This is a genomic window from Anatilimnocola aggregata (assembly GCF_007747655.1).
In the GTDB taxonomy this organism is placed as follows: Bacteria; Planctomycetota; Planctomycetia; order Pirellulales; family Pirellulaceae; genus Anatilimnocola; species Anatilimnocola aggregata.
Map to the genome: position 1 here is coordinate 40,667 of NZ_CP036274.1, position 14,418 is coordinate 55,084.

General features: G+C 58.9%; 8 protein-coding genes. All 8 read right to left on the reverse strand.

Annotated elements, in window-relative coordinates; translation table 11 throughout:
• Nucleotide 1 precedes the first annotated feature (1 nt).
• Nucleotides 2-886 (reverse strand): sugar phosphate isomerase/epimerase family protein, encoded by an 885-nt coding sequence (locus ETAA8_RS00180; RefSeq protein WP_202921454.1) that lies wholly within the window; start codon nt 884-886, stop codon nt 2-4.
• Between the two features lie 7 nt (nt 887-893).
• Nucleotides 894-4,571 carry a DUF4838 domain-containing protein gene (locus ETAA8_RS00185; RefSeq protein WP_202921455.1) on the reverse strand — a complete coding sequence of 1,226 codons (3,678 nt, stop codon included), beginning with the start codon at nt 4,569-4,571 and terminating at the stop codon, nt 894-896.
• A 312-nt stretch (nt 4,572-4,883) separates the two neighbouring features.
• Nucleotides 4,884-5,579, reverse strand: a complete 696-nt coding sequence (locus tag ETAA8_RS00190) for a beta-propeller fold lactonase family protein (RefSeq protein ID WP_202921456.1) — start codon at nt 5,577-5,579, stop codon at nt 4,884-4,886.
• 194 nt (nt 5,580-5,773) lie between these two features.
• Complete coding sequence (locus tag ETAA8_RS00195; RefSeq protein ID WP_145083134.1) at nt 5,774-6,085, reverse strand: putative quinol monooxygenase; 312 nt, start codon at nt 6,083-6,085, stop codon at nt 5,774-5,776.
• A 61-nt stretch (nt 6,086-6,146) separates the two neighbouring features.
• Nucleotides 6,147-7,373 carry a 3-keto-disaccharide hydrolase gene (locus ETAA8_RS00200; RefSeq protein WP_202921457.1) on the reverse strand — a complete coding sequence of 409 codons (1,227 nt, stop codon included), beginning with the start codon at nt 7,371-7,373 and terminating at the stop codon, nt 6,147-6,149.
• Between the two features lie 130 nt (nt 7,374-7,503).
• Nucleotides 7,504-8,835 (reverse strand): DUF1552 domain-containing protein, encoded by a 1,332-nt coding sequence (locus tag ETAA8_RS00205; RefSeq protein WP_145083136.1) that lies wholly within the window; start codon nt 8,833-8,835, stop codon nt 7,504-7,506.
• A gap of 77 nt (nt 8,836-8,912) precedes the next feature.
• Nucleotides 8,913-13,055 carry a DUF1592 domain-containing protein gene (locus ETAA8_RS00210; protein ID WP_145083139.1) on the reverse strand — a complete coding sequence of 1,381 codons (4,143 nt, stop codon included), beginning with the start codon at nt 13,053-13,055 and terminating at the stop codon, nt 8,913-8,915.
• A 35-nt stretch (nt 13,056-13,090) separates the two neighbouring features.
• A complete protein-coding gene (locus tag ETAA8_RS00215) occupies nt 13,091-14,392 on the reverse strand; it encodes a DUF1552 domain-containing protein (RefSeq protein WP_238397640.1) in 1,302 nt (433 codons plus the stop codon).
• Nucleotides 14,393-14,418 lie beyond the last annotated feature (26 nt).

The window sequence follows — 14,418 nt, forward strand, 5'->3', positions numbered from 1 at the left end:
TTTAGGATCGCAAGTAGTTCAAGCTTCGGCGAATGCTCGCCAGGGGATCGCGCGAGAGGTCCTGCTCGACGTGGCAATACTGAACACCCGCCTCCTTCGCCGCCTCGATGATCGGGTTCACGGGAATGATGCCATCACCCAACGATGCGAACGCCTCGACGGGCAGGCTCCACCAGCCATCGATTTTCTCAGGCAACTTTACACCGCCCGTGAGATCTTTGAGATGCACCTGCGTCACGCGACCTTTCAGTGAGCGGATCAGTTTTGCCGGATCGCGTTTGCCGAGCTGAACCCAGAACGCATCGACCTCGAACAGCATGTCGGCGCTGAACTCTTCCATCAAAACGTCGTAGCCCGCCTTTCCCCCTTCCATGGGATCGAACTCGAAGGTGTGATTGTGATACGCAAGCTGGATGCCCGCCGCCTTTGCTTGAGCGGCAGCGCGGTTGCACTTTTCGGCAGCGCGCTTGTAGCCATCCAGGTTCGGCCGGTCCCTGAGTTCGATCGTGGGGATCACCAAATGCTTAATCTTCGCCGCCTGCGCTTCTTCGAGCACTTCGGCAAAGGGAGGCACGGTCTTGTCTTCGGGATGAAAGACCGAGTTCCAAGTGATATGCGTGGAATGCACATCAAGACCAATGTCCCTCGCGACCTCAATGGGCTTTCTGAAGTTGGGGAACTCATAGGACTCGACCTGCTTGTAGCCCATTTCCTTCACGGCCTTGATCGTGCCAACCACGTCGTCTTTCAACTGATGACGCAAGGTGTAAAGCTGCAAGCCGATCGTGTCGAGATACGCATTGTTGATCTGTTGCGCAAGTAGGAACTGAAATGGCGCGGCGAACAAAGACGCAGCGATGGTTTGGATGAAATTGCGCCGGTTCATGGTAGGGTTACTTTGATCCATTGGAGGAAAGTGTTTCAATCACATGCACCGGACGCCAGATGCCACCAGCTCCGGCCCGATTGTGCACGCGCACATGCAGCACGTTGGGCGATTTGGCCTGCAGTTGATTGGCCGGTACCTCGACGATGAACGGCTCATCATACAAGGCGGTGTAGGCTTTCTTCTCCGACTTCTCGGAGTGCTCGCCGATGAGCTTGCCATTGAGATAGACCCAGGCCTGCTCATCGACACCCGCGAACATGAGCTGCAACGTTTTACCTTGCGAAGCGGCGGGCATGTTGAAGGTGACTCGATACCAGCCGTCGCCCAGGAGTTTGCCAATCGCCTCCGTCTCCTCCCAGAAGGTGGGCACCTGGATGGGAAGCCAATCGGACTCCAAATTGTTCGCTGGCTTGAACCATTCGTCCTTCGTTCCCACTTCTGTCGGATCGGCGCGAAACTTCCAACCGTTCAAGGCAAGCGTCGGGCCCTTGGCGATCTGTTCTTTCCATTCGGCGGGCGTTTCAAATGTCTCCCGGTAGATCTTCTCGCGTTCGGCCTTAAGCGGATGGTTGGCTGTCGCTGTACCGTCGCTGTTGAAGGAAAGCTCGCCATTGCTGCGAGGATCTTCGATGCCAGCCGCTCCTGGAATCAACGACCAAGCACTGGTTCCAGCTGGACTGACGCGCTGGAAGTTGACGAACCAGTTCTGGTCCGACTTCACGGCTGCCGGCGGTATAGAACGCAGGGGGATGGTCATCATCACCGTCAGCCGATTGGCTTTAGCATCATGCATGGCAGCATGAGTCCATTCCGCTTTCCACAAAGGATCGAACTTGTCGTAGCCGAGGTTCATCAAGTCCTCGATCAATCCGCGGGCTGCCTGAGTGCGCGAGGCCTGTTTGAGTCCAGCACTGAACTTGAAGGTTACTCGCGAGCCTGATGCTGGCATCAGATAAGCTTCGACACGTTCTTTCTCGATCGCTTCTGCCGTTGCATCCGGTGGCACTTCGCAGTCAAAGCGGAGATAGAGACGAGTGTCGTCATACATCGCGCGGACATTTGTGGTTGTCGAGGATGAAGCGAGTAACTGAGGCGGGATCTTGTCCCACTGAGGAGCGTCCAACGTCAAGGTGTCTTTCGTTAGGCCCGCAATCATGCGCTTCGCATTGGGCAGAGGAGCGTTGCGTTTGGCGGCGGTGTCCCAGTTGAGAAACGAGCTCTTGTAAGGCTCCTGGTAGCCGTCGTGCTTAAGCTTCAGCGTATCAGCGCTATGACCGGAAGGCGGGAAAAGCGTGAAGGGCCAGCCCTTGAGCCCATTCCCCTTGGCAAAGAGTTGATCGACAGCGCTGCGTCGGGCATCGATCGCGCTCAGCAGTCGATCGAGCGAGGCGGCGTCGGGCGAGATTTGGTAGGCATTGTAAAGATGCACCGCGTTGACCACGCCTTTAAGGTACTCGAACTCAGCACGCACAAGCGCGAGGCGGGTCTGCGCCTTGGGACTAAGCTCGGCCTTCTCTGCCAGAGCCAATTGCTTTTCCATTCCTTGAATGAGCTCTACGGGATATAGGAAGGCGATGATCGACTCCGGACTGGAAAGGTGCTTATGTCCGCGACCATACATGTCTTTAAAGGCCCAACCATCCTCGCGCGTGGCCATGTAGCGGGCGTAGATTTCCAGGGAGTTGTAGAGCTGATCGTAGAACCCCATTATCGCAGGAGCCGCCTTGCCGAAGGCAGCGCTGACATACTCGATGACGAGGTCCTTCGCCGTGTGTGTGCCGGGGCCATCGAACATTCGGCCCATCGTGTAATAGGTCGGGCCCTCCAGCCCATAGGCGATGCCGCCGTTGCCGTCGCGCGCGATGGAATGGACCTGGGCCGCCATGAGTCGCTTCGCGGCGTTCTCCACATACAGAGGCGTGCGCATCGGGAAGTACCGGGGCATCATGTTCGGGCACCAGTAGTAGAGATAAGTCGAGAATCCCTGGGGCGCACCAAAGTTCCGCCAAGTGGCCAGTTCGTGATCGCGTGTGCCACTCATCGCTAGCCGCACGTTGGGAGGGAATTGGTTGAAGGTCTTGGGCAACTTCTCAGTGATCGCATAAACGACCAGGGCAACGGTGCGGTCAGGGAATGCTTTGTGAGCGCGTTCGGCGAGGTTGCGATGGAGAATCCAGACCTTCTCGCTCCAGTCGGAACCGGTGCCGTAAAGCTTGGTGCAGGCTTCGCACTCACAGCCACGAAAGCCGTCAGGCTGTCCAAGGTCCACGATTTGGAAGCCTTGCTTGAAGTGCTTTTCGAGATCTTGGTAGAGCAGTTCCTGCACTTCGGGATTGGAAATGCAGAACTGAATCTGGGCTTCACTGCCGGTCATGGTTCTCTTGCCACCGAGCAGTGCGAAACGCTCGGGATGGGCGGCGAAGTCGGCTTCGGTCGAAGGGACCGCACGGTGCCAAGTGTGCCCTCCGAAGGTGGCGTCGATCGTCGGAAAACGATTCTGCGCGAGATGATAGAAGCTGACCGTCGGGGGCCACGTGATATCGAAGTCCAGCGAGGGTGTTTTCTTCACGTCGAGATCCGGAGGCACCGCGATCCTCGATGTGGGCAGATACTCAATCGTGGGCGTGGTGAGCAGATTCACTTTGGAGACGTTGCTCAACGGGAGAAAGCCACCTTGCTCCGGGAAGAGGAAACGCGTGCCCACGTACTTCTGCAAGAAGTCCGTCACGGCCTTGGCGGAGCCGATTCGGTTAAAGCCAGGCCCCTTGGAGGTGTTCGGACCTCTACCGGGCGCGGGCTCATCGCAGCCGGCGATGATGAGGTCGCGTCCAACGGTCTTGTGGACAAAGCTCCAACCTTTGCACTCAACGCCATGACTGCGCGCGAAAGCGGTGGCGCCCAGATAGATGGCCGGTTTGGTCTTGTCACGGGCGGCTTCGGCCACAACGGTTAACTCCGCTCCATTGGCTTTGAAAGCGGTTTGGAGCAAGCGCGCCACTTGCTGCATGTCGGCTGCGATGGCGGGCGTAGGATAGCTGTCAGGCTGCACGATTTGGTAATCGCTCCGGCCCTTGTCGGCGATCACCAGCCGCGATGAGCCGAGTTTCTCCTCGATCGCCTCATTCAACGTCCGCATCTTGTCGCCCCACACGGGAGCTATTTGCACCAGATCGGAGCTGTCGTAGCGCTCCATGATCTTCCGTGCTTCCTGCGGCTTGCCTTGCTTGAGGAGAACCGAGGCTTGATTGATCGTGGCACTGATCGGCAGCCAACCTAAAGACTTGCCTGAATACGCAAAGGCTTTGTCATAAGCTGCGAGAGCGAGCGCCTCATTTGCCAAGAGACCGCGATAGAGATCGCCCAACTCGTGCCAGCGTTCACCACTTTTCGGAGTGCGCTCGACGGCAAGCTTGAGATCCTTCTCAGCACTCACTCCGTCCTTGATCGCGATGTAGGCTTTCCCACGCAGAGCAGCTGCCTCGGCGGATCTATCCGGCACATCTTTCCACGCCGCGATGTCCTCGTTCTTGAACTGCGCAATTAGTTCGCTCCACTTGCGATCCTTGGTCAGCCCACGCATCGTGGCGAGCTTAGGTTCTACCCTCGCCTCAGCATCGGGATTGCCGGCATCAGCCGTGGCAAGCATGAGCGCGGCGAGGAAAATCGTGAGCAATGGTTTCATGTAGTTGTGCATTGGATTGGAGAAGTCCGCGGTTGCGATTCAAGCCGCAAAGCAGATCATAAAAGTCGTTCAAGGCATGGCTTGCCAACGGCGGGGCGAATTCGCTAAAGGGCGAACATTGCGCATGGGCTGGATGATCAGGCGATCACAGGCTTGGTTCGTGACCGTGCTGTGTGTCATGACCTTCTGGACTTTTCTGCGCGAGTTCTCGCCATTCTAGCTCATCCGGGTGGGCGATTGCCATCTGCCAGTTTGCCATCCCGCACGGCCCAGCCGACTCCTCGCGGAGAGCCGGTTGAGGGTCCCACGCCCTCACCGCCAGGACTTGGCGTCGAGCGGTTCGAGCGGCGTGACGGCCCCTGTGGTTGCATTGAAGCCGTATTGCAGCAGCGCGAGGTTGCCCTTCACGTAGGGAACGTAGAGGAACTTGTTGTCGGGCGATGTCAGTATGCAATGGGCCTCTTTTTTCCCCTCGTCCACGGTTGCCACGGCCTTCCCCGGCACTCCGTTTTCATCCAGCCGATAGACATTGAGCCGACCGTTTCCGTAGCTCACACCCATGAGAAAAGTATGGCTACGATCGAGGCTGAGGTAGGCCGCATCGTCATTGAATGCAATCGTTTGATGTTTCACGTAGCTGCCGTTTTCCGACAAAGTGACAACAGCTCCCGGCACCTTACCCCGCTCGCCGCCGAAACTCGATATGTAGAGAAGCGGCTTTTTCGGATGTGCGGCAATGACGCCGCCGTTAATGCCCAGTTCCGGCTTTTCGGCCAGTTTCAAGTCCAGACCACGGTCGGCCTTGGGTACGGCGTCGACTACCCAAAGCGTCTGCGTCCTGCTCCCGGGCGCGTAAACACGAAAAGCTTCTTCAGCTTGAGACGAGCCAACCATCGTCACGCCAAGAAGGCAACAGATCGCAGTCGCGACGGCGAGAGAAATGTATGGCGCATTTGGCCGAGTATGGCTGTCGAAAGAAAATGACCGGAAGTAGCTTCGGGACTTCATGTTTTTTCTCATCACTGGCATTTGCGTTTGAAATTCTAGGTGGATTCCACGGTTCTCGCTTGCCGCTGTGTCTATTCAAGGCTCCACGGCGAGGTCGTCCAGACCGTGCCGATGACTTTTTTGCCATCTGCTTCGAGACCGAGTCTGCGCAGTGGGCTAAGGCGATATAAGTTTTCGGTCTTTCCGGTCCGAATTCACTCAGCCGGATCGAGCACGAGCAAATGCACGCCGCGCACGTAGTCCTTGACGTTGACACGATACGCTTGCATGTGCGGCGCGACTGAGTGCGCCTTGAGCGCGGCGACATCGGCCCACTTCTCGATGACTATAACCTTGTCGGGACCGACTTTGGCTTGATTGGATAAGTCGGTCGATGCGTCGATGGCGGGGCCATATTCGATGCAGCCTTGCTCTGCGCGAACGTCGTCGATGATTTTGCGGAACTCTGTCAGGTAAACTTCACGCGAGTTCGGCGCGAGTTCGATGGTGGCTATGACGTGGATCATTCGTCCTATTCTCGAAGGGCTGATTTATGAAATCTGGTCCATTGGGTTAATCGCGCCGACCCTATCGACGTTCCACAACCCAGATGTTGCGGTACAGCACGCGGCGTCCGAAGGCTTCGAACCAGATGGGGCCATCGGGCGTCTCTGGACCTTTGAAACCGTGTGGCGTGGGGCCGTTTACTTCCAACTTGTCCACGGTCTGGTGCCCATTCAGCTTCACCGAGATCACCGCTTTCGATGTCTTCTTCCCGTTGTCATCGAAACGGGGCGCCGTGAATTCGATGTCTAGGGTCTGCCACACCAGCGGAGGCAGACACGAGTTCGGCACCTTACTTTGATAGGTGAAAACACTGCCGCAAACACGCGGCGCACTACTTTGCTTCGCCTCTGGAAACTTTGACGACGTTTTCTTGTCGCTGACCAACTGGGGTCGATTTGGACTTGTAGCGCCCGACAGATCGAAATCGAATCCAAAACTATCGCCGATCGCCACCTCATAACGGGCGAGCATGTATATGCCCGCATCAGCTCGGCGCCACGGAATGTTTTGCGGCTCCCAGCCCGTCATGAATTCCACGTGCAACATGTAGTCTCGGAAACGACGTTTCGTCACCGCCCCCGCCATCATGTTTCCCTCGAACATCAAAGGCGAGGTCTGCCCCTCGATGTCTTTGCGTTCCTCGAACGCGTCCACGTTCGGTTTCATACCGCCGAAGAGAACGATCGCACCCGCAGGAGGCTGCAGCCCCAAGGTTTCGCTCTTACGATCCACACGTTTCAATAGCGCCTTCCGGTCACCGCGTTTCAGCGTTAGACCGTTCTCGTCAAGAACGGCGCCCCAGCCTTCGTCGTTCGGCGAACGGAACTCTGCTCGCCCTTCCGATATCGGGCCGCTTTCCAAGAGACCGTAACGGCCGCCATCCCAACCGTCTCCCGGCAATCCTCCTTCCAGGACTAGCGCATGAAACGCCTTGTCGCCCCGTGCTACCACCTGAACACCGACCGGCTTGTCTCCGTCCTGGCCGACGTATTCCCCCTGCATCTTCAGTTCGATTCCGATCGACTGCCTATCGAACAGCTTTTTCGCGGCTGCCTCGGCGGCTTTGTCTAGCGTCTGAGCCAAAGATTCTCCGGGCATTACTACGAGCAAGCACAGCATCAAACCGGTGAACAAGCTTCTCATCTTTTTCCTCGCTACATGTAACGTGCAATTGGTCTTTGAGAATCTCTTTTGCTTGTGGATTCGTGACCGAGTTGCCTCGTAACTCAGCTCGGCGTCGCGGATCATGGAAGTTTCCTGAGTTGGGTTCGCATCGGATAGTTGTGTTGGTCGGGCACGGCGAAAGTCGGCACGGGTATCCGCTTAGAATACAGCTGCGATAAGAAAGTCGTCGATTTCAGGAGGCTCTCGGCGTCAATCAGACTTCTTCCAGCCGAGTCCTAGCGTCGCCGAAGGTCTTCAGGCGGACGTTGAATTGGTCCATCATCGAGAGGAACAAGCGGCTGAGTTGGCGGTCGGATTTGCCGGTGTAGTCGAGGACTCGGCCGCCTTTCAATTGGCCCCCGGCGCCGCCTAGTAGGATGACAGGCAGTTGGTCGTTGTTGTGCAACGCTCCGGCCATCATGCTCGAACAGTGCATCAGCATCGTGTTGTCCAGGAGCGTGCGTGGGCCTTCTTGGATGGCGTCTAGCTTCCACGCCATGTAGGCGAGTTGCTCCATGAAGAACTGATTCACCTTCAACCAGTCCGTCTTGTCAGAATGCGAGAGCAGATGGTGAATCATGTAGTCGATGCCGTGGCCCGGTTGTTCGACGCTGGCCAAGTTGGGAAATCGCAACGCACTGTGATCGTTGTTGAGCTTGAGCGTCGCAACGCGCGTGGTATCGGTTTGAAAGCCCAGCACCAGGATGTCGATCATCAACCGCATGTGTTCGGCGATGTCCTGAGGAATTCCGTCGGCGGGCCGCGCCATGTTGGGTTTGTCAAGCGTCGGCCGCCAGCCTTGTAGCTCGCCGCGCTTACCGGCGTTGGCGATACGGGTCTCGATCTCACGCACGCTGTCGAGATACTCATCCAGCTTCTGCTTGTCCCCCGTGCTGATTTTTCGCCGCAGATCTTGGGCATCCGCCAGCACCGCATCGAGCACGCTCTTGTCTTCCGGTGACGATGCGTCCTTGAAGAGTCGGTCGAATGCCAGCGCGGGATAGAGTTCCAGAGGTGTGGGAGTCGTCGGGGAACTCCACGAGATGTGCGAGCTGTAAAGCATGCTGTAGTTCTTGTGAACCGACGGGTTCGATGTCTCGCAGGCCAGGACCATACTCGGGACTTTGGTGCTGCGGCCATAGGTCTGAGCGATGACCTGATCGAAGCTGGTCCCTGAGCGAATCTCGCCGCCGCTGGCGATCGGAGCGCCCGAGAGCATGTTGCCGGTCTGCGAACTGTGAATGTTCCCTTTGCGTGCTTCTTCGTGGTACAAGCCGCGCACAAAGACCAACTTCTCTCGGAAATCGGCCAGCGGCTGAAGGACCTGCCCGAGTTCCATATTGCGGCCTTCCCCTTTGGCCCACCATTCCTTCGAATGAAAGCCATTGCCGGAGAAGGTCACGCACAACCGGATCGGTGCTTGGCTGGCGACCTTGGATGAGTTAGTCTCGTCTCCCCAGACACGCAGCGACTCCATCCAGGGGAGCGCCATCGAAACGCCAAGTCCGTGCAGGAATGTTCGCCGTGAGAAGTGATGCTGGTTCATGTTTGCTCCGATGAAGGGGGATTCGTTTAACGGCTAGCCGCAGGCGACTGCGCACTGTGTGTCGTATTCACCGACGCCTACGGCTTGCCGCTAAACGAAGGTGGGTTGCTGGAAATAGAGTCTCGCCCGCGAATCTCGCGGAACTGAGGACTGCGAACAATCTGCTCGATCATCTTGCCGACATGGCCTCCCTCCGTTTTGGAGAGGTTGTCGATCAGCGGTTGGTCGGACAGTTGCGCGCTTCGCCCCAGTGAGTAGCCGAGCAGTTTGCGACTGAACTGCCGGAGGAAATCGGCTCGACGCTGGTTGGCCAGATAATCCCGCAAACCGGCCAAGCCTTCCACAGCCGTGCCGTCGAAGGTCACGGACTTCGTGTCGGCCGCCCGCGTTCGACCGATCGCATCGAAGCCTTCGAGCGCGAAACCGAAGGGGTCGATTCGTTTGTGGCAGCCTGCGCAGCGCACGTCGCTGCTGTGGCGTTCGATCAACTGGCGTTCGCTGAGTCCTTCCGGGGCCTCTTCCGGCAACGTCGGAACTCCTTTGGGCGGATTGGGAATCTTGTCGCCGAGCAGCACTTCGCTGACCCACATGCCACGCAGGATGGCACTCGTCCTTGATGCTCCGGAATGCTTCGCGAGCGTGGCCGAGAAGCCCAGTGCGCCCCCGCGGCCATACTTCTTGATACCTTCTACTCGCTGCCAATCGCTTCCTTCGAACGGGATGCCATAGTGATCAGCCAGCGGCTTGTTGAGGAACGTGTAATCCGCATCCAGCAGCAAGAGCGAGCTGCGATCATTCTGGAAGAGGTCGATATAGAAGCGAGTCACTTCTTCCTGCATCGCTTCACGGAGCGGCTTGAAGGCAGGGAAGTGGCGTTCGCTCTTCTCATCGAGCGTGGCCACATCGCGAACATGCAGGTGCTGGCACCCAAACTCCGTGGCCAGGCGGCGAATGCGATCGTCCTTCAACATGCGGCGAGCTTGGGCCGCCAGGACATCAGGATCGCGCAGCCGTCCCGCAGCGGCGACACCGCGCAACTCGTCATCGGGAACTGAAGACCACAGGAAGTAACTCAGCCGCGTCGCGAGTTCCCAGTCATTCACCGGGCCGGTTTGAGTCGCGGGCGTTTCGCTGCGATACAGGTACGCCGGAGATGTGAGGATTCGCACGAGCATCAAGCGGGGCTCGAACTTCCTCAAACCGGTGGTCTCCGACTCGGTGAGTGGCCGTCGCCAGGCTTTCTCGGCCAAGGCGAGCACGGCGGCCTTTTGAGGTTCGATGGCCGCTTTCTTCTGTTCTTTGAACTTTGCCGCAGCAGCCATGATCGGCTCGCGCAGGGGTTCCAATCGTTTATCTCCGTTGGGAGCGTTGGGGCCGTCCTGCGTCGAAAACTGCCAGATTTGCTCGTAAGCATCCACCAACGTGAGAGCGTCTTCGCTGACGAAATGCAGTTCGTCCCACAAGCGGTCCAACTCGGCGATTTGATCATCGTTGAGCATCAGTCGCCGTAGTGGTTCGTCTTCGCGATGGAACAGCGTCAGTGTCACGACCTCATCCACGGGCACGATCTTCGTGTAGCACAGCGCTGCGGGGAACAGGGCGCGGAAGTCATCAAAGGCCGTCTCGAACCGGCGACGCGCGTCGCTGCCTTCCGCCACCAAGATCGGCGCGTCAAACATCATCGGCGGTTTGCTGCTGTTCCACGCGCCGGCTTCTTTGGTTAAGGTCGCGCTCGTGGCTCGCAGGCCGGAAGCAGCAGCGAGTTTGGTGGTGTGAATCTGCATTTGCACGCTGGCTTCGCTGCCGCTGGCGGGATGCAGGCGGCCTGTGGCGACCAATTCAACGCCAGTGAGCAGCGATGCGGGGAGTCGCACTTCGATGATCGATGGGGCCTGCACGCAGAGGCTCGTTGCGGCGACCTCGCCGCCCCTGGGATGCTTGCCGAACACCGCAGGGTCGAGTCCGTAAGGCGACGCAGAGGCATCTCCGGCCTGCGCTTTCACCGAGCGCCATGCGTCGGCGAGGAGAGGACCATCGAGAGAGAGGAGTTGCTGCCTCAGAGCACGATCTGCCGGACTCGCCTTCGCTGCTGCATCGTCCTGCTGGAGCAACTGTTGCACTTGCGCGGCGACTTGCGCTCGCTCGGCTGTGTCCTTTACCTTCCTCCATTTCAAGAGCAGTGAAGCCGAGTCGACCGCAGCGGTGGGCGATGCGGCGCCACTGGCCGGCTGGCTGAGGAAGTGCCACACAGCGCTGTTGCCGTGTCGGTCAGCGTGTGGATTGCTGGCGAGAATGTCGGGGGAAACATCCTTGACGAGGTCCCACTCCAACTTGCCATCGCTGAGAGTCAGATTCACCGGCGTGTGATCGCAGGCGTGTTCGCCATTTCGCGGATCAATCACAAGTGCGACCACATCGCCCTGCATCACACTCACGCCTTGAAGCGGCCCCAGCGAAATCACGGACGAGCCCTTGCTCTCGCCGGTCGCCAGTACTTCGCGTGTCTGCCCGCGTCGCAGCTCCAATGAGTATAGGATGCCATTACCGCAGGCTGTGTCTCCGTCCTGCACGCTACCGCTGATACGCAAGGTGCCGCCGACCGGACTGCGCCATGCGATGACCGAAGCGAGTTTCGGCGAAGGATGCGTGGCGATGCTGTGCGGCTTCATCTCGCCTGGGATGCGCGCCGTGGCGTCAGATGAGTTCGCCATCACACTCAACGCGTTGTCTCCGGCCCAGCCTTTGATAAAATCGTAGTTTGCCACGCTCTGCGTCTTCTTCACGAGCAGCGGCTCCAGCTTCAATCCACCTGCGCCGCCAATGCCGAGATGAGTCAGCCAGCCGGCGAGCACCTTGGCATCTACGTTGTGCTTCTGCGCCAATGCGGCGAGATCGGGCTTGCCCTCAGCGCTCTCGGCTTCATGGGCAGCGGCGAGGCAACGCACAGCGCTCTCGCCGACGGCAGCACGATGCCGCTCCATCTGCAACAACACCGAGCGCACATCGCGCAAGAGCAGTTCGCCACGTCCGGGCGTGATGAGGCGGGCATTGTCCCAGAGGGCGACATCGGTGACATCGCCATCACCGGCATCGCTGGTAGAGAAGTATAGCGTGAGATCGCTTCCGTCCGGTGGGGGCTGCAATTTCATCCGCAACTCATGCTGGGTCGCGAGCGGTGTCACCGGTTCCAGCCAGGACTTCGGGCCACCGACCTTTCCGAGATGTCCCACATTGGAGAATCGCCACAGCGCCTTCTGCCACGGCTCAATGTCGGCTGCCGCAAGATTTCCTTCACGCCACTTCACACGCAGCGAATCGAGAACGAGCGAGGGTTTCTGCTCCTGCTTCTGCTCTTGCAGCATGGTCCACAGCAGTCCGAGGTATTTGGCGCTCAGGCCGCGCTCGCGAGCCACATCGGCGATCTTCTTCGAACCATTGGCCAGGGCGACACGCTCCTGGGTAGCGGCGGCTAGGTACTTATTGAGGGGCAGCATCCCGCCTTTGGAACTGACTTTCCCCGTGCCGCCGACTTCGACTGACTGCTCCCCAGTGTCACTGGACCGCGCGTAAAAATCGCGAATTCTCGCCAGGGTCTCGTTCGTCGCGTCGCGTGACGATGTCCCGGCAGAGAAGCGAATGCCTGTGGGGGTCAGCACCATGTGACTCGCCACATCCTTTGCGGCTTCGAGGTACTTCGACAGCAGCGCCGGCGACATGACCAGCGCCGAGCCGACGTTCGTGAAGCCTTCGCCCGCCGCGCCGTCAACCGGGAACTCGCGGGCCGGATCGAGTGACGGCACTCCGGTCAAATCGCGGAGCGAGTAGGTGTATTCGTAATTGGACAACCGGCGGAGAACGACCGGACCCGGATCGCCCGAATTGGCCAGCGCGATCTCGTTGAGCGTACTACGAACCCATCCGGCCAGGAGCCGCCTCTGTTCCGCCGAAAGCTGTTTGGCATCCTTCGGCGGCATTTCGCCCATAGCCATTTGTTCCTGAACCCGCTCCCAAACTTCAGCGTGCCGCTTGACCTGCTCCAATGATATGAATCGCTCCAGGTCAAGCTCGCCTTCCTGCTTCTCGGTGGAATGGCAAGTGACGCAATAGTCGCGCAACAGCGGCCGAATCGACTGGTCGAAAGAATCCGCAGCGAAGCCGTTCGAAGACGAAGAGGACGCTGCCAGCACCGCAATCACACACACAGCAGAAAACATTTTCATGACAGAATCTCGTTCACAAGTCATAGAGAGCCCGATCAAATGCCCGTCAACCGCTCTGTCGAATCGCCAAAGCGGTCGAGTTCCAAGCCGCCCCACTCCATCAGGCTGAGGAACAGGCTGCACATGCGCCGGTTGGGCGAATTGAGGTAGTCGAGTACGCGGCCGCCGCGGAGTTTGCCGCCTGCGCCGCCGAGCAGGACGATCGGCAACTGCTTCGCGTCATGGTTGCCGTGCAACATGCTCGAACAGTGCGCGATTGCAGTATTGTCGAGTAATGTGCGGTCCCCTTCCTTGACCTCCGACATTCGCTCGCAGAGGTAGGCCAACTGGGACATGAAGAACTGGTTGAGTGGGATGAGTTCCGGCGGCTGGGTGTGGGCCATCTGGTGATGCTGATCTTTTGCGCCGCAGTGAGTGTGGGTTTCGGCGGAGCCATCGTTGCAATACTTGAGGGTCGCGATCCGGGTGGTGTCGGTGCGAAAGGCGAGCAGCACGATGTCGTTCATCAGCTTCCAATACTCCGGAATGTCGGCGGGAATCCCGTCGGCGGGTCGCGGGCGATCGGGGGCGGCCAAAGTTGGCTTCCAGCCGTTGGCATCGCGTTGCTTGTCGGCTCGTTTGATACGACCTTCGATCTCGTGAACGCTGCCCAGGTACTCCTCAAACCTCTGACGGTCCGAGAGGGAGAGCCGCTGACGAAGCGACCGGGCGTCTTCGAGCACGGCATCAACGACGCGGCGGTCGCCACGATTGCGGTCGGTGCGGAAGAGTTGGTCGAACGCCAGCGCGGGCCGCGTCTCGGTCCAGGTTGGCGACACCGCCGTGCTCCAGGAAATGTGCGAGCTGTAGAGCAAGGGAAGCCCGTCCTGGAGTCCCGGGATCGGTCCTTCACAGCCTAGCACCAGCGAAGGGATTCGCGTGCGGTCGCCAATCCGCTGAGCCATCACTTGATCAAAACTGACGCCCGTGCGGACTTCGGCCCCCGACAACGGCGCGCCGCTGAGCATGTTCCCTGTCTGCATGCAGTGGATGGCGCCCTTGTTGGCCTGCTCGTTCCACAGGCCGCGAAGGAAGACCAGCCGCTCCTTCCACGGCTCGAGCGGTTTCAGACACGGCCCGAGTTCCATGCCCGCTCCCTCGCCCTTGGCCCACCAGTGCTGCGAGTGAAAGCCCATGCCCGTAAATGTGACCAGCGTGCGAATGGGCGGCTGATCGGCGGAGTTGGTTTTTTCGCCCGCTGCGAACGAGAGCGATTCGAGCCACGGCAGAGCCATAGATACACCGATCCCGCGCAAAAGTGTCCGTCGCGAGATGGTCGAAGCGGATGTGATGGACATGGGAGGTATCCTTTTGGTAGCGTGTT